Below are 22,773 nucleotides of genomic sequence, written 5' to 3' on the forward strand. Positions count from 1 at the left end.
CCCCAGCGGCACGACTGCCCGCAGCCAGGCTCACGTCGCCAGTACCTCCTCGCCCGACCTGGGCTCGGTCAGCCTGACCTCGCGCACCTCACGGTGCGCGGGATCCCGCACCTCCCCCACCAGCAGCTCCAGCACATCCTCCAGCGCGACCAGCCCGAGCACCTTCCCGGACCCGTCGGCCACCTGGGCCAGGTGCGTCGCCGCCCGCCGCATCACCGTCAGCGCGTCGTCCAACGGCAACTCGGACCGCAGCGTCGTCATGGGCCGCCACAACTGCTGCGGCACGGCCCGGTCCGAGTGCTCCAGGTCGAGGACGTCCTTGACGTGCAGGTAGCCCATGAACGCACCGTTCTCCGCGACGACCGGGAACCGGGAGTACCCGGTACGGGCCGTGAGCTCGACGATGCGGCCGGGCGTGACCGACGGGCTGACCGTCACCAGTGACTCGTGCTTCAGCAGGACGTCCGTCACCGGACGGGAGCCCAGCTCCAGGGCGTCCTCCAGGCTTTCGGCCTCCTCGGGGTCGAGCAGGCCCGCCTGGCCGGCGTCCTCCACCAGCCGGTTGAGCTGCTCGCTGGTGAAGACGGCCTCGACCTCGTCCTTGGGCTCGACGTGGAAGAGCCGCAGGATGCCCTGGGAGCAGGCCCCGAGGGCGGCGGTGATCGGCTTGCAGAAGCGGGCGAACCAGACCAGGCCGGGGCTGAGCCACAGCGCGGCCTTCTCGGGGGCCGCCATCGCCAGGTTCTTCGGGACCATCTCGCCGATGACGAGGTGGAAGAAGACCACTGCGGCGAGGGCGATGACGTAGGTGAGCGGGTGGATCATGCCGTGCGGCAGGTGGATCCACTCGAAGACCGGCTCCAGGAGGTGCGCGACGGTCGGTTCGGCGACCGCCCCGAGGGTGAGGGAGCAGATCGTGATGCCGAACTGGGCCGCCGCCATCATCTGCGGCAGCCGCTCCAGGCCGTAGAGGACCTGCCGGGAGCGGGCGGTGCCGAGGGGTTCGATCTGGCTGCGGCGTACGGAGACGAGCGCGAACTCGGCGCCGACGAAGAAGCCGTTGGCGAGCACCAGGAGTGCGGCGAAAGTCAGTTGGAGCACGCTCATCGGGCGGCCTCCAACGCGGCGACGGGGGCCGTTCTGACCAGGCGGACCCGCTCGGCGCGGTAGTGGCCGACCTGCCGCACCGACAGCCGCCAGCCGGGCAGGTCCGCCTTGTCGCCGACGGCCGGGATACGGCCCAGCAGGTCGGCGATCAGACCCGCGACGGTCTCGTAGGGGCCTTCGGGTACGTCGAGGCCTATGCGCTGGAGGACGTCGACCCGGCAGCTGCCGTCGACGTCCCAGGCCGGCCTGCCGTCCTCCGGCGGCGCGGAGGCCAGCTCGGGCAGGTCGTGTCCGTCGTGCTCGTCGCGGACCTCGCCGACGATCTCCTCGACGATGTCCTCCAGCGTGACGACACCGGCGGTGCCGCCGTACTCGTCGACGACGACCGCGATCGGCTGCTCGCTGCGCAGACGGGCGAGCAGCGGCCGTACGGGCAGGGTCTCGGGGACGAGCAGCGCCGGGCGGGCGATGCGGCCGACGGGGGTGCGCAGCCGGTCCCGGACGGGCACGGCCAGGGCGTCCTTGAGGTGGACCATGCCGACGACCTCGTCGATCCTCTCCCGGTAGACGGGGAAGCGGGACAGGCCGGTGGCGCGCGTCAGGTTGACCACGTCCTCGGCGGTGGCCGAGGACTGGAGGGCGCTGACCTTCACGCGCGGCGTCATCACGTGCTGCGCGGTCAGCTCGCCCAGCGACAGGGTCCTCACGAAGAGATCGGCCGTGTCCTGTTCCAGGGCGCCGGCCCGGGCCGAGTGGCGGGCGAGGGAGACGAGCTCGCCGGGCGTGCGGGCGGAGGCCAGCTCCTCGGCGGGCTCGAAGCCGAGGGCGCGCACGAGCCGGTTCGCGACGGCGTTGAGACCGGCGATGACCGGCCGGAACAGCCGTGCGAAGACATGCTGCGGTCCCGCGACGAAGCGCGCGACCTGGAGCGGCCTGGACACCGCCCAGTTCTTGGGCAGGAGCTCGCCGATCACCATCTGCACGGCGGAGGCCAGCAGCATGCCGACGACCACCGTGACACCGGAGACGGCTCCCTCGGGGACGCCGATCGAGGTGAACGGGCCGTGCAGCAGCTCGGCGAGCGCCGGTTCGGCGAGCATGCCGACGACGAGGGAGGTGATGGTGATGCCCAGCTGAGTGCCGGAGAGCTGGAAGGACAGCTCCTTGAGCGACTCGACGACGCGGTGGGCGCGCCGGTCGCCCTCGGCGGCGGCCTTCTCGGCTTCCGGCCGCTCGACCGTCACGAGTCCGAACTCGGCCGCCACGAAGAATCCGTTGGCGAGGATCAGCAGGAACGCGGCTGCCAGAAGCAGCAGGGGGATGGTCATGATGCCGCCGCCTCCGCACGGTCGCGGACACGGTCCGCGCTATGTCGGCAGGGGGCGGCGCAGGTACTGCAGGACGATCCGTCCATCGCCGGAGGGGGTCACTCCTCGGTTAGCAGGTGCCCCTGGCGCACCGGGCGGGGCGACAGGGGCGGAGGCGCATCCGTTCGCGCCTCCGCCAACAGATTAATCAAGACACTGCCCGGTGCGGCAGTGGCGGCGGCCCTGTGGATCCCCGAGTCAGCCCTGAGGCCGCTCGGGGTCGGCGACGGAACGGGCCTCGGCGAGCGCCCGCAGGGCACGGGCGTCGGCGATCGCGCGCTGTCGGGCGATGCCCGGCTGGATGCCCAGCGCGGGCAGGCTGGTGCCGTCGCTGAGGTTGAGGAAAACCCAGGGGTCGCCGGGCCGGAGAGTAACCTGAAGGATCTCGGCCCATTCCAGCCGGCGCTTGTTCGTGAGGTTGACCACAGTGACGCCGGACTCGTCTGCGACGACCTTGGGCCGTGCAAGCAGGAGCAGCACCGCGTCCAGCAGGAGCGCCGTGAGGATGAAGCTGAGGCGCTCGGCGGGGCTGAGCTGCTTCAGCAGCATCGCGACCGCCGTGATCACCACGAGGATCGCGACGGCGGCGCTGAGCAGCACCGCGCGGGTGCTGCCCGGCCGGAAGGTGATGGGCAGGGTGGGCAGATCGGACATCTGTGCGCGCCCCTCAGAGACGGCAGGCGTGGATGGCCGTGGTCAGGATGGCCCGGGCGCCGATGTCGTACAGATCGTCCATGATCCGCTGGGCCTCCTTGGCCGGGACCATCGCGCGGACCGCGACCCAGCCCTCGTTGTGCAGCGGGGACACGGTCGGCGACTCCAGACCGGGGGTGAGGGCGACGGCCTTCTCCAGCTGCTCGACGCGGCAGTCGTAGTCCATCATCACGTACGTCCGGGCGACCAGGACGCCCTGGAGGCGGCGCAGGAACTGCTGCACCTTGGGGTCGTCGCCGTCCGCGCCGGTGCGGCGGATGACGACGGCCTCGGACTGCATGATCGGCTCGCCGACGACCTCCAGGCCCGCGTTGCGCAGCGAGGTACCGGTCTCGACGACGTCCGCGATGACCTGGGCGACACCGAGCTGGATGGCGGTCTCGACGGCGCCGTCGAGGTGGACGACGGAGGCGTCGATGCCGTGCTCGGAGAGGTGGGCCGCGACGATGCCCTCGTAGGAGGTGGCGACCGTCTTGCCCGCCAGGTCGGCCAGGCCGCTGATGGTGCCGGGCTTGCCGGCGTAGCGGAAGGTGGAGCGGGCGAAGCCGAGGGCGAGGATCTCCTCCGCGTCGGCGCCCGAGTCGATGAGCAGGTCCCGGCCGGTGAGGCCGATGTCCAGCTGGCCGGAGGCGACGTAGATCGCGATGTCGCGGGGGCGGAGGTAGAAGAACTCGACCTCGTTCGTCGGGTCGACGATCCGCAGTTCCTTGGACTCCCGGCGCTGCTGGTAGCCGGCCTCATGCAGCATCTCCGCCGCAGGGCCTGACAGGGAACCCTTGTTGGGGACGGCGATGCGCAGCATGAGGTCGGCTTCCTTTGCGTGGGTGTCGTGCGGGAACGGGTGCGGCTTACAGGTGGGCGTAGACGTCGTCGAGGGAGATGCCGCGGGCGACCATCATCACCTGGACGTGGTACAGCAGCTGCGAGATCTCCTCGGCGGCCGCCTCCTTGCCCTCGTGCTCGGCGGCCATCCAGACCTCGGCGGCCTCTTCGACGACCTTCTTGCCGATGGCGTGGACGCCCTTCTCGACCAGTTCTGCGGTGCGGGAAGTGGCGGGGTCGCCATGGGCGGCCTTGTGCTGGAGCTCGGTGAAGAGCTCCTCGAACGTCTTCTTGGACATGGTGTCGCTCAGCCTATGCCACAGGTGGCTTTCGTCAGCGCCAGGGTTCGGATACTGAGCGGAGGGTGGCCGCGGTCGCCACCGCCGCCGTCACCGCCTCGTGCCCCTTGTCCTCGTTGGAGCCCTCCAGGCCGGCGCGGTCCAGGGCCTGCTCCTCCGTGTCGCAGGTCAGCACGCCGAAGCCGACGGGGACGCCGGTGTCGACGGAGACCTGGGTGAGGCCCTGGGTCACGCCCTGGCACACGTACTCGAAGTGGGGCGTGCCGCCGCGGATGACGACGCCGAGGGCGACGATCGCGTCGTAGCCGCGCCCCGCGAGGACCTTGGCGACGACGGGGAGCTCCCAGCTGCCGGGGACCCTGAGGAGGGTCGGCTCGTCGATGCCCAGGTCGTGCAGGGCGCGCAGGGCGCCGTCGACCAGACCGTCCATCACCTTCTCGTGCCACTGTGCCGCGATGACGGCGACCCTGAGGTCACCCACATTGCGTACGGACAGCTCCGGTGCACCCTTGCCGCTCACGTCTCTCCCTCTGTGCTCTCTTACTGGTTGCCGCAGGCCGGCACGGTGGTCGTGTCCAGCCAGGGCAGGTCGTGGCCCATCCGGTCCCGCTTGGTGCGCAGGTAGCGGAGGTTGTGCTCGCCGGCGCTCACGGGCATCGGCACGCGCGCCTTCACCACGATGCCGTGGCGGGTGAGCGCGTCGGTCTTGTCGGGGTTGTTGGTCAGCAGGCGGACGCCGCGCACGCCGAGGTCGGCGAGGATCTGGGCTCCGGCGGCGTAGTCGCGGGCGTCGGCGGGCAGGCCGAGTTCGAGGTTGGCGTCGAGGGTGTCGCGGCCGCGCTCCTGGAGTTCGTAGGCGCGCAGCTTGGACATCAGGCCGATGCCACGGCCCTCGTGTCCGCGCAGGTAGACCACGACTCCCCGGCCCTCGGCCTGGATACGGGCCAGCGAGGCGTCCAGCTGGGGGCCGCAGTCGCAGCGGGCGGAGCCGAAGACGTCGCCGGTGAGGCATTCGGAGTGGACGCGGACGAGGACGTCCTGGCCGTCGCCGATCTCGCCGTGGACCAGGGCGACGTGCTCGATGCCGTCGACGGTGGAGCGGTAGCCGTACGCGGTGAAGGTGCCGTGCGCGGTGGGCAGTCGGGTCCTGGCCTCGCGGCGGACGGTGGGTTCGCTGCCGCGTCGGTAGGCGATCAGGTCCTCGATGGAGATGATCGTCAGGCCGTGCTTGCGGGCGAAGGGGATCAGCTCGGGCAGGCGCAGCATCGTGCCGTCCTCGCCGGCGATCTCGACGATCGCGCCGGCCGGGCGCAGGCCCGCGAGACGGGCCAGGTCGACGGCGGCCTCGGTGTGGCCGTTGCGCGTCAGCACTCCGCCGGGCCGGGCGCGCAGCGGGAAGATGTGGCCGGGGCGGACGAAGTCGTCGGGCTGGGCGGCGCCGTCGGCGAGCAGCTGGAGCGTGGTGGCGCGGTCGGAGGCCGAGATGCCGGTGCTTACGCCGTGCGCGGCGGAGGCGTCGACGGAGACCGTGAACGCGGTCTTCATCGACTCCGTGTTGTCCTCGACCATCTGCGGCAGGCGCAGCCGGTCGAGTTCGTCGCCCTCCATGGGGGCGCAGATCAGGCCGCGGCACTCGCTCATCATGAAGGCGACGATCTCGGGGGTCGCCTTCTCGGCGGCGATGACGAGGTCGCCCTCGTTCTCCCGGTCCTCGTCGTCGACGACCACGACCGGGCGGCCGGCGGCGATGTCGGCGATGGCCTGCTCGACCGGGTCGAGCGCGAAGTCCTCGAAGCCGTCGGTGCCGTACAGGATCGGTGCCGTGCTCATGCCGGCGCTCCTTCCAGGGCGGGCTGCGCTGCCGCGCGGGAGCGCAGCCACCAGTCGCGCAGGCCCCACAGGACGAGCGCGCCGTAGATGACGTAGACGAAGCCGGAGAAGGCGAAGCCGTTGGCGAAGTTCAGCGGGACGCCGACCAGGTCGACCAGCAGCCAGGCGAACCAGAACTCGACCATGCCGCGGGCCTGGGCGTACATCGCGACGATGGTGCCGACGAAGATGTACGCGTCCGGCCAGGGGTCCCAGGACAGCGTCGGGAAGGCCGTGAACAGGCCGCCGACGGCGAGGGTGCCGAGGGCGGCGGCGCCGGCCAGCACCCCGCGCTCGCGCCAGGTGGCGAACCGTACGGCGATGGAGCCGTCCTGGGCCTGCTGCCGGCCGCGGTTCCACTGCCAGAAGCCGTAGGCGGCGACGAGCATCACGACGATCTGCTTGCCTGCGCTGCCGGAGAGGTGGGCGGTGGCGAAGGCCGTGAAGAGGATGAGGCCGGAGACGAACTGGGCGGGCCAGGTCCACAGGGAGCGCCGCCAGCCGAGGGCGAGGGCGACCAGACCGATCACGTTGCCGATCATGTCGGACCACTTGATGTGCTGGCCGAAGAGCGTGAAGGCCTCGGAGTTGAGCCAGTTCACTTGGCCGCCCCCTGCGCACGGTCGCCCAGCATCCGCTCGACGTACTTGGCGATGACGTCCACCTCGAGGTTGACCGGGTCGCCGGGCTGCTTGTGGCCGAGCGTGGTCAGGTCGAGGGTGGTGGGGATGAGGCTGACGGTGAAGTAGTCGGGGCCCGCGTCGACGACCGTGAGGCTGATGCCGTCGACGGTGATGGAGCCCTTCTCGACGACGTACCGGGTGAGGTCCGCGGGGAGGGAGATCTTCACGATCTCCCAGTTGTCGGACGGCTTGCGCTCCAGGATCTCGCCGGTGCCGTCCACGTGGCCCTGCACGATGTGCCCGCCGAGGCGTTCGCCGACGGCCATGGGGCGTTCGAGGTTGACGCGAGAGCCGGCCTCGAGGGCGCCGAGGCTGGAGCGGTTTAGGGTCTCGGCCATCACGTCGGCGGTGAACTCGTCGCCCTCGTGGTCGACGACCGTGAGGCAGACGCCGTTGACGGCGATGGAGTCGCCGTGTTTCGCGCCCTGGGTGACGACGGGGCCTCGCAGGCGGAAGCGACAGGCGTCGTCGAGGGTCTCGACGGCGGTGACCTCGCCCAGCTCTTCGACGATTCCGGTGAACACTTCCCGGGTCCTCCTGCCTCTTCGGGCACGGACTCCGGGGCTGTCGATGACGACAGATCGATACGAGCGAGGACACCGGGAACGACGCCGGACGGAGTCCGCCCGGAGGACGGACTTCTCGGCGGCGCGCACATATGCCCGCTCGCCGCGCACTGCCTCCCATCCGGACTTTAACCGTCGGTCCAGGAATTTCACCTGGTCAACCGGCCGCTGGAGGCGACCGGGTCGCGGACTGTAACCGCCGGTTCGGACTTTCACCGACCCCGGAGTGCGCTGCTACTGATACATGGCTAGTGTGCCACGCCTGATCGAGGTCCAGACGGGCGAGCGGTGTGGGGTGCCTCACAGAACGTGTCGCCACCCTTCCCCAGCGCGACAAGGCGGTTCAACTCCCGTGCGCACGTCCTCCCTTGGCGGGCGCCAGCTTGGTACACACCTATTGACGCTGTGGTCTAGTCCTTTCTAGGGTCGTGCGCATCTTGCGCAGACCGGCCCGGCGGCGGTGACGACGGCCCTTGCCCGCCGTCGGGCCTTCCCACGCCGTACGGGCGGTGTTCTGGCAGGGTGAGGCGTATGACCACCACGCTCGCCGACGAGTTCGAGACCCAACGGCCCCGGCTGTTCTCGCTCGCCTACCGGCTGCTGGGCTCCGCCGAGGAGGCGGAGGACGCGGTGCAGGACGCGTATCTGCGCTTCAGCGGCGCGGACCGGACGGGAATCGAGCATCCCGCGGCCTGGCTCGCCAAGGTCGTCACCAACCTCTGCCTGAACCGGCTGACCTCCGCCCGGGCCCGCCGCGAGAGGTACGTCGGCACCTGGCTGCCCGAGCCGGTGGTGACCGCGGACGGCGCGCTCGGCCCGCTGGAGTCGGCCGAGCAGCGGGACGCCGTGTCGATGGCGATGCTGGTGCTGCTGGAGCGGCTCACGCCGACCGAGCGGGCGGTGTACGTGCTGCGGGAGGCGTTCGGCTACGGGCACCGGGAGATCGCCGGGGTGCTGGATCTGAGCGAGGCCAACTGCCGCCAGCTGTACCGGCGGGCCGTGCAGCGGGTGGGCGAACCACAGGCCCGGTTCGAGCCCGCGTCCGAGCAGCAGGAGGAGCTGGTCACGTCCTTCATCACGGCGGCCCGTGACGGCGACCTTGCCGGGCTGGAGAAGCTGCTCGCGGCCGACGCCACCTGGTGGAGCGACGGGGGCGGCAAGGTCACCGCGGCCCGGTGGCCGATCGAAGGCGGGCCCAGGGTCGCCCAGTTCCTGGCGGGCGGGGGCCCGAAGTTCGCGGCGGGCCTGGAGTTCACCGTCACCGAGGTCAACGGCGCGACCGGGCTTGCCAGCTGGGCGGGCGACACGCTCGTCGGCCTGGCGGCGTTCGAGGTGCGCGACGGGCTGGTCGTGGGGGTGCGGGCCGTGGTCAACCCGGAGAAGCTGGCGTTCGCACGGCGTCAGCTCACCCGGCCGTAGGCCGTCCGGGCACGGTGGCGGAACCACCGGGCGCGGTCGCGGGAGCGCCGGACGCGGTCCTGGGGTCGCCGGGCGCGGTCGCGGGGTCGCCGGGCGGGTATGTCACATGCGGCAGGGGCTGTCCGGTCTCTATGACGAGCGGCGCTCCGTCCGGGAGCGCCGGGCGTCCGAAGGGACTGAACAGCATGACCACGATCCTGGTGACCGGCGGCACCGGAACGCTCGGCCGGCTCGTCGCCGAGCGGCTGCGCGCGGACGGGCACGACGTGCGGGTGCTCAGCCGGCGCACTCAGCCGTACGCGGTCGATCTGCGGGAGGGCGGTGACGCGCTGGACGCGGCCGTCGCCGGTGTGGACACGATCGTGCACTGCGCGTCATCGCCGAAGGGCGACGAAGGGGCGGCGGCGAACCTGATCAGGGCGGCGCGCGGAGCCGGTGTGCGGCACCTCGTCCACATCTCCATCGTGGGCGTCGACCGGGTGCCGCTGCGCTACTACAAGAGCAAGCTCGCGGTGGAGAGGCTGGTCGAGGAGTCGGGGCTCGGCTGGACCGTGCTGCGCGCGACGCAGTTCCACGACCTGCTCGTCATGCTGCTCCAGGCGCTGTCGAAGCTGCCGGTGCTGTTCCTGCCGGCCGGTGTCCGGGACCAGCCGGTCGAGGTGGCCGAGGTCGCCGACCGGCTGGTCGAACTGGCGGCGGGAGCGCCGGCGGGGCGGGTCGAGGACATGGGCGGGCCGGAGGTGCGGACGTTCGAGTCCCTGGCCCGGGCGTATCTGAAGGCGACCGGGCGGCGCCGGGCGGTCGTGAACGTGCCGCTGTGGGGCGCGGCGTACCGGGGTTTCCGCAGTGGTGGTCACCTGACGCCGCAGCATGCGACCGGTACGGGCACGTTCGAGGAGTATCTGGCGCGGCGGTACGGGGGCGAGCAGGCGCGGGCGGGCAGCGGGCGGTCCAGGGCGTGAGCCCCGGCCCGGCCTACCACCGCTGCACCGGCCGCTCCCCCGGCGTGAAGAGTTCGTCCTGGGCGCGGTCGCGGGCCGTGAGGAGGGCGCCGCGCAGGACCGCGCCGCCGCCGAGTGTGGTCGTCCGTACCTCCGTGGGCAGGGGGGTCATCCGGGCGATGCGGTCCTGGACACGGGCGGCGAGTTCGTCGCCGCCCGCTCGGCCGACCTCACCGCCGAGCACGACGCAACCGGGGTCCAGGATCGCGACGACGGAGGCGACACCGACGGCGAGCCGGTCGGCGAGGGCATCGAGAAAACGGGCGGCGGGGACGGCTCCGGGGGACGAGGACGCCTCACTCCCGCCCGCCGGGCGAGGCTCCTCTTCGCGGTCGCTCCGAGAGCGGGGCACATCGCCATCGCTCACGGACCGGGACTCCCCGCCCTCGTTCACGGACCGGAACGCCCCGGCCCCCGCCCCCGGCTCCCGCACCTGGCGCACCGCCGACCGCACCATGCCGGCCGCCGCTCGCACCACCCCCACCACCGAGGGCTCCTGCCCCGGCTCCGCCGGAACCCCCCACCGTGCCGCGAGGTCCACGACAGCGTCCGCCGCTGCCAGGGAGTGGAAACCGCCTTCGCAGTCCGTCGAGGACGGCAGCGCGGCCGTGCCCGGGACCGGGAGGAAGCCGATCTCGCCGGTGCCGCCGGAGGCGCCGCGTCGCAGCGCGCCGTCGAGGACCACCGCCGCGCCCGTCCCGTGGCCGAGCCACAGCAGGACGAAGGTGTCCCGGTCCCGGGCCACCCCGTCGCGCTGCTCCGCCAACGCCGCGAGGTTGGTCTCGTTCTCCACGCTCACCCTGGCCTCGGGCAGTCGCTCCTGGAGGGCGGCGACGAGCCGGCGGTGCCACTCCGGCAGCCCGGAGGAGTCGCGGAGTTCGCCGCTGGCCGGGTCGATCAGGCCGGGCGCCCCGATCCCGACGGTGTGCAGCCGGTCGGCGCCGGCCTCCTTGACCACGCGCTCGACCAGCGCCACCGCCTGCTCCACGGCGGGTCCCGTTCCCATGTCACCGCCGATGGGCACCGACTCCTCGGCCAGCACCCGTCCCACCAGGTCCGCGACGGCCACGGCGACACCCTCGGTGCGTACGTCCAGCGCGGCGAGGTGCGCCCGGTCGGCGACGATGCCGTACACCTTGGCGTTGGGCCCGCGCCGCTGCTCCCCCGCCTCGCCGACCACCGCGATCAGCCCGGCGGCGGTGAGGCGTTCGACTAGGTCGGCGACGGTCGGCCGGGACAGGCCGGTCAGTTGCTTCAACCGCCCTGCCGTCAGCGGGCCCTCCCGCTGGAGCAGATTCAGGGCGAGCCGGTCGTTGATGGCCCGGGCGGTGCTCGGGGATGCGGGCATGCCGGGATCCTTCCAGAACGGTGGAGCCGCACGGCCGTGAGCTCCGGCCGACCGGTCGTCCTCTTATCTATCAGGCAGGGTTCCTGATAGTTTACGCGCGCCAACCCGCGCCACGGACGTGGCGACGCGACGCGGGCGGGGAAGACCGGGAGAGGGCGGGGGCCGGAGAATGAGCAACGTGGTCTACGAACAGCGCGAAGTGCGGCGGTCGCGGTACGCCGTGGCCGCCGTCTTCGCCGTGCACGGCGCCGTGACCGGATCGTTCGCCACCCGCGTGCCGTGGATCCAGGACCACGCGGGTGTCAGCGCCGGACAGTTGGGGATCGCGCTCGCCTTCCCCGCGCTCGGCGCGTCCGTCGCGATGCCGCTCGCCGGCACCGTCACCCACCGCTTCGGGGCCCGCAACGCGCTGCGCGGACTGATCGCCCTGTGGACGCTGTCGCTGGTCCTGCCGTCCCTCGCCCCGAACCTGCTCACGCTCTGCCTGGCCCTGTTCACGTACGGCGCCACGGCGGGCATGGCGGACGTGGCGATGAACGCGCTGGGCGTCGAGGTCGAGAACCGCCTCGGCCGGTCGATCATGTCCGGACTGCACGGCATGTGGAGCGCGGGCGCCCTGGCCGGCTCGGCGGCCGGTACGCTCGCCGCGCACCTCGGGTCGGACGCCCGGCTGCACCACGTCCTGGCCGCCGCGGTCCTCACGGTCGTCGGCGTGCTGTCCTGCCAGTGGGTGCTCGACCTGCAGCCCGCCGAGGACGAGGAGCCGCCGCCGCGGTTCGCGCTGCCGCCCCGGTCGGCGCTGCTCATCGGCGCGATCGGGTTCTGCGCGGTGTTCGCCGAGGGCGCGAGCCTGGACTGGTCGGCGGTCTATCTGCGCGAGCAGCTTCAGACCTCGGCCGGCCTCGCGGCGGCGTGCACGACGGGCTTCACGCTCACCATGGCCATCGCCAGGATCGCAGGTGACAAGGTCGTGGACCGCTTCGGTGCCGTGCGGACCGTGCGGGCGAGCGGTGCGCTCGCCGTCCTCGGCGGACTGCTGATCGTGCTCGCGGAGCACCCGGCGGTGGCGATGAGCGGGTTCGCGCTGATGGGGCTGGGCATCGCCGTCGTCGTACCGCTGTGCTTCGCGGCGGCGGGCCGCAGCGGCTCCAACCCGAGCCTGGCCATCGCGGGCGTCGCGACCATCACGTACACCTCGGGCCTGATCGCGCCGAGCGCGATCGGCATGCTGGCGCAGGCGACCAGCCTGATGGTGTCGTTCGCTCTGGTGACGCTGCTGTCCTGCGGACTGGTGGCGTTCGCGCGCGTGCTGCGCCCCGGCGACCGGGCGACGATCAGCCGGCCGGACGCGGCGGTCGCCGACCCGCGGCCCTGACGGGACACCCGGCCTGAGCCGGCGCCCGGCCGCCGTGGTCAGCCCCGGTCACCACCACCGCTGACGCACCCCGACAATGGTCCGGACACTCGCCCGCACGACGAAAGCGAAACCGCACCATGGATCTCGGCGTCCGCTGGAAACTGCACGGCGACGGACGCACCCCGGCGCCCGGCGCGGTGGTCCGCCCCGACGAGCGGCTCTCCTGGCCCCGTACCGCCGGGCTCGGTGCCCAGCACGTGGTGGCCATGTTCGGGGCGTCCTTCGTGGCCCCGGTCCTGATGGGCCTGGACCCCAACCTCGCGATCATGATGTCGGGCGTCGCGACCGTCGTGTTCCTGCTCGCCACCCGCGGCCGCGTGCCCAGCTATCTGGGCTGCTCGCTCTCCTTCGTCGGCGTGGCGGCGGTCATCCGCGCGCAGGGCGGCAGCAGCGCCACCGTCACCGGCGCGGTCCTCGTCGTCGGCGCCGCGCTGTTCCTGGTGGGGCTCGCCGTGCGGCGGTTCGGGGCGCGGATCATCCACGCCGCGATGCCGCCGATCGTGACCGGCGCGGTGGTGATGCTGATCGGCTTCAACCTGGCGCCGGTGACGGCCTCGACGTACTGGCCGCAGGACCAGTGGACGGCGCTGCTGGTGATGCTGTTCACCGGTCTCGCCGTGGTGTGCCTGCGCGGTTTCTGGTCCCGGATCGCGATCTTCCTCGGGCTGGTGTTCGGGTACGGCATCTCCTGGGTCTTCGACCTGGTCTTCGGCAAGATCCACTCGGTGGACGCGAGCGGCAAGCTGACCGACCACTGGCGGCTCGACCTCTCCGGTGTGGGCCAGGCCGACTGGATCGGGCTGCCGACCCTGCACGGCCCGTCGTTCGAGTGGTCGGCGATCCTGGTCGCCCTGCCGGTCGTCATCGCGCTGGTCGCGGAGAACGCCGGGCACGTCAAGGCGGTCGGCGAGATGACCGGCGACCCGCTGGACGACAAGCTCGGCACGGCGATCGCGGCCGACGGCGTCGGCTCGATGCTGTCGACCGCGGTCGGCGGCCCGCCCAACACCACGTACTCCGAGAACATCGGCGTGATGGCCGCGACCCGCGTCTACTCGACGGCCGCCTACTGGGCCGCCGCCGGCTTCGCCCTGCTCTTCGGCGTCTGCCCGAAGTTCGGCGCGGTCGTGGCGGCGATCCCGGGCGGGGTGCTCGGCGGCATCACCGTCATCCTGTACGGCATGATCGGCCTGCTCGGCGCCCAGATCTGGATCAACGCCGAGGTGGACCTGCGCAATCCGCTGAACCTGGTCCCGGCCGCAGCGGGCATCATCATCGGCGTCGGCAACGTCTCGATGAAGATCACGGACACCTTCTCGCTGAGCGGCATCGCGCTCGGCACGCTCGTCGTCATCACCGGCTACCACGCGCTGCGGGCCTTCGCCCCACCCCACCTGAAGACGCAGCGGCCGCTGCTGGACGAGGGCACCAGCTCCTACGATGAGGCCAAGTCGTAGGCGTACGACGCCGTGAACGTCCCCGGCTCGCCCTTGCAGCCGTCCGACTCCCCCGGCAGCTTGACCCACAGATAGGCGTCGATCCGGTCCTCGCCGGTGCTGAGGGTCGGTGTCCGGCCGAGCTTGCGGCCCGCCGGGTCGCACCACTGGCCGTCGGGCGGGGCGCCGTTGCCGTTGCGGCTGGTGTCGATTACTGCGCCCAGGCTCGCCGGGCCGCCGAGCGCGTCGAGGACCCGCCGGTCGTAGGCCACCTCGTCGGCCGTGGTGTGGAAGTTGGAGACGTTGCTGAAGATCCCGTCGGAGGACTCGGGCGAGGCGGCCCCGGCCTGCCGCAGCCACGCCGCCTGTTTGCCGGGCGCGTTCCACCCCGAGTGCCCCGCGTCGAAGTACACGCGTGCCCGGGGGTTGGCGGCCTTCAGGACCCGTCCGGCCCGGGCCAGCGAGGCGAAGCGGTCCGCGCGCTCACCGGCGGACAGGCACTCGGTCTGGGCGACGGAGTCCGGCTCCAGGACGACGATGACCTCCCCGGAGCCCAGCCCGTCGGCGAACCGGTCGATCCACGCGTCGTAGGCGTCCAGGTCGGGTGCCCCGCCCTGGGAGTATCCGCCGCAGTCCCGGCCGGGAATCGCGTACGGCACGAGGACGGGCACCCGGCCCAGTGCGGCGGCGCCCGACGTCACCGCCGCGACCCGGGCGGTGAGCGTGTCCGGGGAGTAGTCGGCGAACCAGACGGCGGCCGGCTGGTCGGCGATGCGGGAGGCGATGACCGCGTGGCGGGGATCCCCGGCGTTGGCCCGGACCCAGTCGAGCACCTGGGAGTCGGGGTGGCGGTAGAGCCGGGCGCCCACGGGGGTCGTCCGCGCCTGCTTCTTCCGGGTTCTCTGCGGCGACGGCGTGGGGCTCGGCGTCCCGGACGCGGAGGTGACGGGCGTGGGGGAAGCGGACTCGGTGGCCGACGCGGACGCCGTCGGCATGGCAGGCAGGGGCGCCATACGGGGCGACGCGGACACCTCGGGGCGCCCGGCCCGGTTCGAGCCGCGCGGGCCGTCGAACGCGGACAGCACCCCGGCGACCGAGCCCGCCGCGACCACGACGGAGGCCGCCACGACCATCGCGCCACGCCGGACGGCGCGCCTGCGCTCGGCCCTGCGGGCGGCCAGGCGCTGGGCACGTGAGCCTGACACGGTGCCGGTCCCCCTCCCCCTGCGGCCGGGCGGCGTTCCCCCGTTTCGGGGAAGCGCCGGGCCTGCCGGTGCTCCCGCCAGCCTAGAGCTGGGACTCTGCCCGCATGCCGCGATGCGAACAAGTCCCCCCAGCCGTGGACACTCCGGTCGACGGAGTCATCTCCCGTATGCGCGCCCTCGACGCGACCCTGCACCCCCGGGACGGGGTGGCAGTCTTCAACCGCGTCTACCTCGCCGTGACGGAAGGGGTGGACCGGTACGTCGACACCGGGCGGTTCGCGGACCCGCACGCCGCGATCACGCTGGACGTACGGTTCGCGGAGCGGTATCTGCAGGCCGTCGAGGCGGTGGCCGACGAGCGGCGCCCGCCGGCCTGTTGGCGGCCCCTGTTCCAGTTCAGGCGCCACCCCGGGGTACGGCCGCTGCAGTTCGCGCTGGCGGGCATCAATGCGCACGTCGGGCACGATCTCGCGCTGGCCGTCGTGGACACCTGCCGTACGCTCGACTGCGCACCCGCCGAACTGGAGGACGAGTTCGACACGGTGGGCGATCTCCTCGTCTCGCTGGAGGAGCGCATCCGCGAAGATCTGATGCCGGGCCCCGACCTCCTCCAGATCGCCGACCCGCTGACCCATCTGCTCGGCTCCTGGAGCCTGGAGCGCGCCCGCGACGCCACCTGGACGGCGGCCCGGGCGCTGTGGGCGCTGCGCGGACTCCCCGACGTCGCAGAGGAGTTCACCGAACGCCTGGACACGGCGGTGGGGTTCGCGGGGCGCATGCTGCTCACGCCCCTGCCCGAACCGCGACTCGAGTCGCTTCAGTCCTCCTGGTCCGCCCGGTCCTCCTAGGCCCCCTAGTCCTCCGGCAGCTCGACGGGCGCGATCTCGTCGTAGACGTCGCCGGGACCGGGGTTGGCCGGGTCGGTCGTGCCGCCGAAGTGGTGCATGACGCCCCAGACCGCGTTGAGGGCGGTCTGGACGGCGCCCTCGGCCCAGCCGGCCGTCCAGGAGATGTCGTCGCCGGCGAGGAAGATGCCTCGCTTGTCCGCGGGCAGCCGGTCCTGCATGAAGTGCGTGAACAGGCGCCGCTGGTAGCGGTAGTGGCCGGGCAGGTTGGCCTTGAACGCGCCCATGAAGTAAGGCTCGTTCTCCCAGGAGACGGTCACGGGGTTGCCGATGATGTGCTTGCGGATGTCGACCTTGGGATAGATCTCCCCGAGCGACTTCAGCATGACCTCCATCCGCTCGTTCGCGGACAGCGGCAGCCACTTCAGGCTGTCGTCGCACCAGGTGTAGGAGAGGCAGATGACGGCGGGCTTGTCCGGGCCGTCGTCGAGCAGGTAGGTACCGCGCGTCATACGGTCGGTGAGCGTCATCGACATGACGTCCCGGCCGGTCGGGTTTCCCCTGTCGTCGACGGCCTTGTCGAGCCAGAACGGCCGGTCCACCGGGACGAACAGCTTCGAGGACTCCATGTAGTGCGTGCGCTCGATGGCCGTCCAGTGGTCGATCGGGAAGAGCGAGTCGTCGCAGTCGATCTTCGACAGCAGCATCCAGGACTGGGCGGTGAAGATCGCCGCCGGGTAGGTGCGGATGTCGCCGTGCGCGTCGGTCACCGTGATGCGGTTGCCGGCGGTGCGGTGCAGGCGGGTGACGGCCGGGCGGGGCTCACCATCGTCGTGGAGGCTCGCGAGCGAGGTGCCGTAGGCCCAGTGGACGATCTTCTCCGGCTCGCGCTCCCAGAGGCGCAGCGGCAGCTGCTGGGAGCCGCCGACGATGCCGCGGTGGTGGTCGTCGGCCTCGGTGTAGACGACCCGGAGGATCTCCAGGATGGAGTTCGGGAAGTCGGTGTCCCAGCCGCCCGTGCCGAAGCCGACCTGGCCGAAGATCTCGCGGTGCCGGAAGGACCGGAACGCCTCGGAGTCGCAGAGGAAGCCGTAGAAGGTCTGGTTGTCGAGCTTCTCGACGAGCCGGGACCAGATCTCGCGGATGCGCGGGACGTCCCGCTCGCGCAGGGCCCGGTTCATGTCGGAGAAGTCGGCGCCCTCCTCCAGGCACCGGTTCCAGGCCTCGGCGACGTCCCGGTAGACCTGGGGCAGGTCGGCGATCGTCTCGGCGTAGTGCGACTCGCCCTTGAGGTCGACGACGGTCGACGGGGTCGCCTCCGCCAGGGGGTTGGGGAAGGGCCGCGTCTGGAGGCCGACCAGGTCGATGTAGTGCTGGAGGGCCGTGGAGGACGGCGGGAAGCGCATCGCGCCCATCTCGGCGGTGAGCGACGGGTCGCAGCCGTCGAAGCCCACCGTCCGCAGCCGGCCGCCGATCCGGTCGGCCTCGTACACGACCGGCTTGAGGCCCATCTTCATCAGCTCGTACGCGGCGACGATGCCGGACAGGCCGCCGCCGATGACCGCGACCTCCGTGCCGTGCTCGGTCGCGGGTATCTGTCCGAGACCCGCCGGGTGGGCGAGGAAGTCGTCGTACGCGTACGGGAAGTCCGGGCCGAACATGGTGATCGGCGGCGCTTGCGCGTCTGCGTGCTCGACGGCGTTGGGCACGGTGGACGTCATGGGGTACGGACTCCTTGCACAGATACCAACAGGCGTTGAAGGGGGTCTCAGACGAGCGGCCCGTACAGGCCGGGGCGCCGGTCCCGCAGATACGGGTTGGCCTCGCGCGACGCGGCGAGGAAGGCGGGGTCGACGTCGGCGAGGACGAGCTCCTCGGCACGCCCGGCCCGGGTCCGGGCGATCCCGTCGGGCCCGGCCAGCGTGGACAGCCCCACGAACTCGAACTCGCCCTCCCGGCCCGCCCGGTTGACGTACGCGATGTACATCTGGTTCTCGAAGGCACGCACCGGGATCATCGACTCGGCGACGAACTGGAACGGGTGCATCTGCGCGGTCGGGACGACCAGCAGGTCGGTGCCGGCGAGGGCGTGGGCACGGACGTTCTCCGGGAACTCCACGTCGTAGCAGATCAGGATCCCGACGCGCAGACCGTCCAGCTCCGCCTGGACGACCGGCTGGTCCCCGGACGTGAAGTGGTCCCGCTCGAAGCAGCCGAAGAGGTGGGTCTTGCGGTAGTTGGCGAGCCGGGTGCCGTCGGCGGAGATCAGCTGGGCGGAGTTGAACACGGCGTCGCCGTCCCGCTCGGGATAGCCGTAGGCGATCGCCAGTCCGTGGCGCGTCGCGGTCTCGGCGATGGCGTCCGCGCAGTCGCCGTCGGCGGGCTCGGCGAGCCGGCCGATGTCGTCGCCGATCGCGTACCCGGTCAGGAACATCTCCGGCGCGAGCAGCAGCCCGGCGCCCGCGGCGGCGGCCCGGCCCGCGGCCTCGTCGAGGACCTTGAGGTTCTCGACCGTGGAGCCGGGTCGGCCGGAGCTCTGGAGCAGGGCGGTGCGCATGCGTGTTCCTCACCGGTACGCGGGGGTTTCGGGGGGCCTGATAGACGGTACGGTCGGCGGCTGCGGCCGGACAAGGAGCAGCCGTTGCGCGTCCGTGAGCGGATCATTGCGTCCGCCGCCGGGTCGGCGGCGATTCGTTGCGGGCCCCGACCGGTCCTCCCCTGGGCGCATGCCCGGGAGGTGTTTCCCCGCCGTGCGGCGGAGGCCGGGTCCCGCCCCGGGTGCGATGTGGCGCGGGCGCCGCGCCGGGACAGTGGTGGGCGTCCAGTCGACGTGCGTCACCTGTCGACCGCGGTCGGCGGCCCGGCCCCGGCCGGGGACGACATCACCTTCTCCTTCGACGCGCACCTGGCCGCGAAGGACAAGGCCGACCCGATGAAGGCGACCGGCACCTTCGAGTGGAGCCACTATGTGGACGGCGAGGGTGCCTGGGCGAAGGCGAAGGTCGACTGCCTGGTCACCGGCGGCAAGGTGGCCGTCGTATCCGGGGTCGTCACCGCCACGGACCTGCCCGGCGCGAAGGGCACCCGGGTCGGCATCACCGTGCACGACCTCGGCCGCCACGACCGGCTCGGGTACAGCTGGGCGACGACCGAGGACCTCGGCCCGAAGGACCTGCCCAAGTGCGTGGGCTCGGCGCCCTTCGAGAAGGTGAAGAAGGGCACCGGCGACTTCTCGGTCATCCCCTGGCAGCCCGACTTCTAGCAGGTGCCGCCAGCAGCAGCGCGGTCAGCAGGTACGGCACCGCGCACCACGCGAAGGCGATGCCGTGTCCCGCGGCCGTGCCGAGCACCGCGTAGCCGCCGTACACGGCGACCGTGGCCAGGTCGGTGCCCAGTCCGGCGAGCGAGGTGAGGGTGGCCCGCCGGGCGTCGTCGATGCTCCGCTGGAGCCGTGCGTCGGCCAGCACGCTCGCCGCCTGGAAACCGCCGAAGGCGAGCGCCACCAGGGCGATCCCGGCCGGGGTGCCCGCGCCGGCGCCCACGGCCAGGGCGAGAGCCGTGCCCGCGAGCAGGGCCGCGAGGCCCTTGGTGCCCAGGCGCTCGCCCGCCCCGGCCAGCAGGCCTCCGGCCGTGGCACCCGCCCAGACCAGCAGCAGCAGGTAGGGCACGAGCGCGTCGGACACGCCGGTGTCCCGCACCAGCAGCGGCGTGTACTCGTCGAGGGCGCCCCACACGGCGGTGACGGCCGGGACCAGCAGGAGCGCTCCCCGTACGGACCGCTCGGCGCGGGCCTCGGCGAGCCCGGCCCGCAGGGTCGCGGTCCAGCCGTCGTGCCCCTGCGCCCCCGGGGTGCGGTGTTCCGGGAGCCGGGTCGCCGCCGCCGCCGCCAGCAGGCACACCAGCACGCTCGCGGCGCCGACGGCGGTGTGGCCGCCCCAGGCCAGGACCGGCCCGGCCAGTCCCATCGCCGCCATGACGGCCACCAGCCCGGCCGCGCGGACCCGGCCCATGACCTGGGCGTACCGGTCGGCGGCGCCGAGCCGCGCCAGTTCGTCGTGGACCAGCGCCTCACGCGCACCGGAGGCGAGGGCTCCGCCGGCGCCCCACAGCACGAAACCGAGGGCGAAGGCGCCGTACGACGGAACGAGCGTCCACAGGGTGAAGCCGGCGGCGGTGAGCAGCGGGCCGAGCCACAGCAGCGACCGGCGGGAGACCGCGTCGGCCCAGGCGCCGGAGGGGACCTCCAGAGTCACGCCGGTGACCGACCACAGGGCGAACAGGGAGGAGATCTGCCAGACCGACAGGCCGGTGTCGCGGAACAGCAGCGCGTACACCGGGTAGAGCAGGACGAAGTCTTCGAGGAACGCGTAGCCGTACAGCGTGCGCGTCAGCCGGCGGACGCCGGTGCCGGGCACGCGCGCGGGTGAGAGAGTCATGAGGCCTTCCCGAGGGGGCGGTTCGGACACCGGACGTGCGGTACGCACGGCGTCCGAGGCGGTCCTCGGGAGGCGCGGCTGGTGGATCAATGTCGCCAGGTCATGACACCGATGCTAGGGGTGTCGCCCGGAGCGGGCCACAGACTTACGTGGGCGAACCCGACGAGAAGCGCCGCAGCAGCGGCGACAGCACGAGCACGGACTTGGTCCGCTCGACGAACGGCTCCCCGGCGATCCGCTCCAGGACCCGTTCGAAGTGCCGCATGTCGGAGGCGAAGACCTGGGCGATCGCGTCCGCGTCCCCGGTGACGGTGGACGCGGCCACGACCTCCTGGTAGCGCTCCAGGCCCCGCTGGATGGTCTCCGGGGAGGTGTTGCCCCGGCAGTAGATCTCGACGAACCCCTCGGTCTGCCAGCCGAGGGCGCCCGGGTCCACCCGTACGGTGAAGCCGGTGATGGCTCCGGTGGCCCGCAGCCGGTCCACGCGCCGTTTCACGGCGGGCGCGGACAGGCCGACGATGTGGCCGATGTCGGCGTAGGAGCGGCGGGCGTCCTCGGCGAGGGCGTGCACGATGCGTTCGTCGAGATCGTTCAGCACAGTGGGTCGGTCACTTTTCGGATGGTGCGAGTCGGGACCGGCGGTAGCCGTACACGAAGTAGAACACGAGCCCGGCGGCCATCCAGACACCGAAGACGACCCAGGTCACGGTCGACAGGCTGCCCATCATCCAGAGGCAGAGGACGAAGCCCAGCGCGGGCAGGACCGGGGAGAGCGGCACCCGGAAGGTGCGGGGCATGTCCGGCCGGGTCCGGCGCAGCACCACGACGGCCACGTTGACCAGCGCGAAGGCGAACAGGGTGCCGATGCTGGTGGCGTCGGCGAGCTGCCCGAGCGGGATGGCGGCGGCCAGCACACCGCAGAACAGGGAGACGATCAGGGTGTTGGCACGGGGCGTGCCGCTCTTCGGGTGGACCCTGGCGAACACCTTCGGCACGAGGCCGTCGCGGGACATGGCGAACAGGATGCGGGTCTGGCCGTACAGCACGGTCAGCACCACGCTCGCGATGGCGATGACGGCGCAGAACGCCAGCAGGGTCCCCCAGAAGGTCTGCCCGGTGACCTCGCGCATGATCTGGGCGAGGGCGGCCTCGGAGCCGGTGAAGTTCTCCCAGGGCTTGGCGCCGACGGCGACGGCGGCGACGAGGACGTACAGCGCCGTGACGATGACCAGCGACAGCATGATCGCGCGCGGCAGGTCACGCTGGGCGTTCTTGGCCTCCTCGCCGGCGGTGGAGGCGGCGTCGAAGCCGATGTAGGAGAAGAACAGCGTCGCCCCGGCGGCGCTGACGCCCGCCATGCCCAGGGGCATGAAGTTCTCGTAGTTGCCGGAGCGGAAGCCCTGGACGCCGATGGCGCAGAACAGCACCAGTGCGGCGATCTTCACGATGACCATGACGGTGTTGGCGCGGGCGGACTCGCGGGCGCCGCCCAGCAGGAACGCCATCGCGAGCAGGACGACGATCAGCGCGGGCAGGTTGAACACACCGCCGTCGCCGGGCGGTGCGGACAGGGCGGCCGGGATGGTGACGCCGACGGTCCCGTCGAGCAGTTCGTTGAGGTACTCGCCCCAGCCGACCGCGACGGCGGCGACGGAGACGCCGTACTCGAGGACCAGGCACCAGCCGCAGATCCAGGCGATCAGCTCGCCCATCGTTGCGTACGCATACGAGTACGAGGAGCCGGAGACCGGGATGGTGCCCGCCAGCTCGGCGTAGGAGAGGGCCGAGAACAGGGCGGTCAGGCCGGCTATGACGAAGGCGAGCGTGACGGCCGGGCCCGCCTTGGGGACGGCCTCGCCGAGCACGACGAAGATGCCGGTGCCGAGGGTGGCGCCGATGCTGATCATGGTGAGCTGCCACAGGCCGAGGGAGCGCCGCAGCGAGCCTCCCTCGCCCTGGCCACCCTCCGCGACCAGGTTCTCCACCGGCTTGCGACGCATGAGGCGCGCGCCGACGCCGGGGGACGCGGGGGCGGCTGTCTGGCCTGGGTTCTGCGGGGGTGCGCCTTGGTCGAGCACGCGCTGGCTCCTTTTCGCTGCCGGTCAGGGCGGCAGGGACCGCAGGCACCCTTGAGCAGGGACCCGCCGAGCGGAGTCCCCGCCACGCCACGTACAAGGCGACAGCCTACGAGGAGCGGCGTTGCTGTCGAAATGCAGCAACCTTGCGCATGCGCGCAAGA

Annotated in this window: 21 protein-coding genes, 1 pseudogene and 1 riboswitch; of the genes and pseudogenes, 6 read left to right on the forward strand and 16 right to left on the reverse strand. The window is 72.1% G+C overall.

Translation table 11 applies throughout. From position 1 onward, the window contains the following. Positions 1-30: 30 nt before the first annotated feature. The 9 genes from GTY47_RS24335 to GTY47_RS24375 all read right to left on the reverse strand — a co-directional run bounded on the left by GTY47_RS24335 (position 31) and on the right by GTY47_RS24375 (position 7,385). Positions 31-1,107, reverse strand: coding sequence for a hemolysin family protein (locus GTY47_RS24335; RefSeq protein WP_010046354.1), 1,077 nt, complete (start codon positions 1,105-1,107; stop codon positions 31-33). Continuing rightward, a complete protein-coding gene (locus tag GTY47_RS24340; RefSeq protein ID WP_010046357.1) occupies positions 1,104-2,435 on the reverse strand; it encodes a hemolysin family protein in 1,332 nt (443 codons plus the stop codon). The genes GTY47_RS24335 and GTY47_RS24340 overlap by 4 nt, the downstream gene beginning before the upstream one ends. A gap of 237 nt (positions 2,436-2,672) precedes the next feature. Beyond that, positions 2,673-3,128, reverse strand: coding sequence for a PH domain-containing protein (locus GTY47_RS24345; protein WP_010046360.1), 456 nt, complete (start codon positions 3,126-3,128; stop codon positions 2,673-2,675). 13 nt (positions 3,129-3,141) lie between these two features. Continuing rightward, on the reverse strand, positions 3,142-3,990 hold the full coding sequence (hisG, locus tag GTY47_RS24350) for an ATP phosphoribosyltransferase (protein ID WP_010046362.1): 849 nt from the start codon (positions 3,988-3,990) through the stop codon (positions 3,142-3,144). Between the two features lie 46 nt (positions 3,991-4,036). Beyond that, on the reverse strand, positions 4,037-4,309 hold the full coding sequence (locus GTY47_RS24355) for a phosphoribosyl-ATP diphosphatase (protein ID WP_010046365.1): 273 nt from the start codon (positions 4,307-4,309) through the stop codon (positions 4,037-4,039). 34 nt (positions 4,310-4,343) lie between these two features. Beyond that, positions 4,344-4,829, reverse strand: a complete 486-nt coding sequence (gene ribH / locus GTY47_RS24360; RefSeq protein WP_010046367.1) for a 6,7-dimethyl-8-ribityllumazine synthase — start codon at positions 4,827-4,829, stop codon at positions 4,344-4,346. A 20-nt stretch (positions 4,830-4,849) separates the two neighbouring features. Next, positions 4,850-6,139: a bifunctional 3,4-dihydroxy-2-butanone-4-phosphate synthase/GTP cyclohydrolase II gene (locus GTY47_RS24365; RefSeq protein WP_010046368.1), complete on the reverse strand. Its 1,290-nt coding sequence runs from the start codon at positions 6,137-6,139 to the stop codon at positions 4,850-4,852. Continuing rightward, on the reverse strand, positions 6,136-6,780 hold the full coding sequence (locus tag GTY47_RS24370; RefSeq protein ID WP_010046369.1) for a nicotinamide mononucleotide transporter family protein: 645 nt from the start codon (positions 6,778-6,780) through the stop codon (positions 6,136-6,138). The genes GTY47_RS24365 and GTY47_RS24370 overlap by 4 nt, the downstream gene beginning before the upstream one ends. Further along, positions 6,777-7,385: a riboflavin synthase gene (locus GTY47_RS24375; RefSeq protein WP_010046370.1), complete on the reverse strand. Its 609-nt coding sequence runs from the start codon at positions 7,383-7,385 to the stop codon at positions 6,777-6,779. The genes GTY47_RS24370 and GTY47_RS24375 overlap by 4 nt, the downstream gene beginning before the upstream one ends. Positions 7,386-7,530: 145 nt before the next feature. Continuing rightward, a riboswitch (FMN riboswitch) is annotated at positions 7,531-7,661 on the reverse strand. A gap of 297 nt (positions 7,662-7,958) precedes the next feature. Between GTY47_RS24375 and GTY47_RS24380 the strand changes: the two genes are divergently transcribed. After that, the gene (locus GTY47_RS24380) at positions 7,959-8,846 is read left to right on the forward strand and encodes an RNA polymerase sigma-70 factor (RefSeq protein ID WP_010046371.1); all 888 of its coding nucleotides are present in this window, start codon (positions 7,959-7,961) and stop codon (positions 8,844-8,846) included. A gap of 185 nt (positions 8,847-9,031) precedes the next feature. After that, positions 9,032-9,808, forward strand: a complete 777-nt coding sequence (locus GTY47_RS24385; RefSeq protein WP_010046372.1) for an NAD(P)H-binding protein — start codon at positions 9,032-9,034, stop codon at positions 9,806-9,808. A gap of 13 nt (positions 9,809-9,821) precedes the next feature. Here GTY47_RS24385 and GTY47_RS24390 read toward each other — a convergent pair whose 3' ends face one another. Then, positions 9,822-11,195, reverse strand: a complete 1,374-nt coding sequence (locus tag GTY47_RS24390; RefSeq protein ID WP_010046374.1) for an ROK family transcriptional regulator — start codon at positions 11,193-11,195, stop codon at positions 9,822-9,824. Positions 11,196-11,364: 169 nt separating this feature from the next. Between GTY47_RS24390 and GTY47_RS24395 the strand changes: the two genes are divergently transcribed. Together GTY47_RS24395 and GTY47_RS24400 are read left to right on the forward strand one after the other, a co-directional pair. Further along, the gene (locus GTY47_RS24395) at positions 11,365-12,570 is read left to right on the forward strand and encodes an MFS transporter (RefSeq protein WP_010046377.1); all 1,206 of its coding nucleotides are present in this window, start codon (positions 11,365-11,367) and stop codon (positions 12,568-12,570) included. Positions 12,571-12,689: 119 nt separating this feature from the next. Continuing rightward, complete coding sequence (locus tag GTY47_RS24400) at positions 12,690-14,069, forward strand: solute carrier family 23 protein (RefSeq protein WP_010046379.1); 1,380 nt, start codon at positions 12,690-12,692, stop codon at positions 14,067-14,069. Here the strand turns inward: GTY47_RS24400 and GTY47_RS24405 are convergent. After that, positions 14,048-15,181 carry a glycoside hydrolase family 6 protein gene (locus GTY47_RS24405; protein ID WP_010046383.1) on the reverse strand — a complete coding sequence of 378 codons (1,134 nt, stop codon included), beginning with the start codon at positions 15,179-15,181 and terminating at the stop codon, positions 14,048-14,050. The two genes, GTY47_RS24400 and GTY47_RS24405, sit on opposite strands and share 22 nt — an antisense overlap. Before the next feature lie 176 nt (positions 15,182-15,357). Here GTY47_RS24405 and GTY47_RS24410 point away from each other — a divergent pair, with 176 nt between their 5' ends. Continuing rightward, entirely contained in the window at positions 15,358-16,101 is a 744-nt protein-coding gene (locus GTY47_RS24410) for a DUF5995 family protein (protein ID WP_050810323.1), read from the forward strand. 5 nt (positions 16,102-16,106) lie between these two features. Here GTY47_RS24410 and GTY47_RS24415 read toward each other — a convergent pair whose 3' ends face one another. Together GTY47_RS24415 and GTY47_RS24420 are read right to left on the reverse strand one after the other, a co-directional pair. Further along, positions 16,107-17,819, reverse strand: a complete 1,713-nt coding sequence (locus GTY47_RS24415; protein ID WP_010046387.1) for an NAD(P)/FAD-dependent oxidoreductase — start codon at positions 17,817-17,819, stop codon at positions 16,107-16,109. A 47-nt stretch (positions 17,820-17,866) separates the two neighbouring features. Beyond that, positions 17,867-18,655: a carbon-nitrogen hydrolase family protein gene (locus GTY47_RS24420; RefSeq protein ID WP_010046389.1), complete on the reverse strand. Its 789-nt coding sequence runs from the start codon at positions 18,653-18,655 to the stop codon at positions 17,867-17,869. A gap of 312 nt (positions 18,656-18,967) precedes the next feature. On the opposite strand from GTY47_RS24420, the pseudogene GTY47_RS24425 reads away from it, so the two are divergent. Then, positions 18,968-19,360, forward strand: a pseudogene (locus GTY47_RS24425) (hypothetical protein); the annotation flags it as partial. On the opposite strand, the gene GTY47_RS24430 reads toward GTY47_RS24425, so the two are convergent. The 3 genes from GTY47_RS24430 to GTY47_RS24440 all read right to left on the reverse strand — a co-directional run bounded on the left by GTY47_RS24430 (position 19,335) and on the right by GTY47_RS24440 (position 22,612). Further along, positions 19,335-20,534, reverse strand: coding sequence for an MFS transporter (locus GTY47_RS24430; protein ID WP_010046392.1), 1,200 nt, complete (start codon positions 20,532-20,534; stop codon positions 19,335-19,337). The pseudogene GTY47_RS24425 and the gene GTY47_RS24430 overlap by 26 nt on opposite strands. 145 nt (positions 20,535-20,679) lie before the next feature. Continuing rightward, positions 20,680-21,132, reverse strand: coding sequence for an Lrp/AsnC family transcriptional regulator (locus GTY47_RS24435; protein ID WP_010046396.1), 453 nt, complete (start codon positions 21,130-21,132; stop codon positions 20,680-20,682). 10 nt (positions 21,133-21,142) lie between these two features. Then, on the reverse strand, positions 21,143-22,612 hold the full coding sequence (locus GTY47_RS24440) for an amino acid permease (RefSeq protein ID WP_010046399.1): 1,470 nt from the start codon (positions 22,610-22,612) through the stop codon (positions 21,143-21,145). Between the last annotated feature and the right edge of the window lie 161 nt (positions 22,613-22,773).

This window comes from Streptomyces sp. SID5464 (genome assembly GCF_009862985.1).
Taxonomy (GTDB): domain Bacteria; phylum Actinomycetota; class Actinomycetes; order Streptomycetales; family Streptomycetaceae; genus Streptomyces; species Streptomyces chartreusis_D.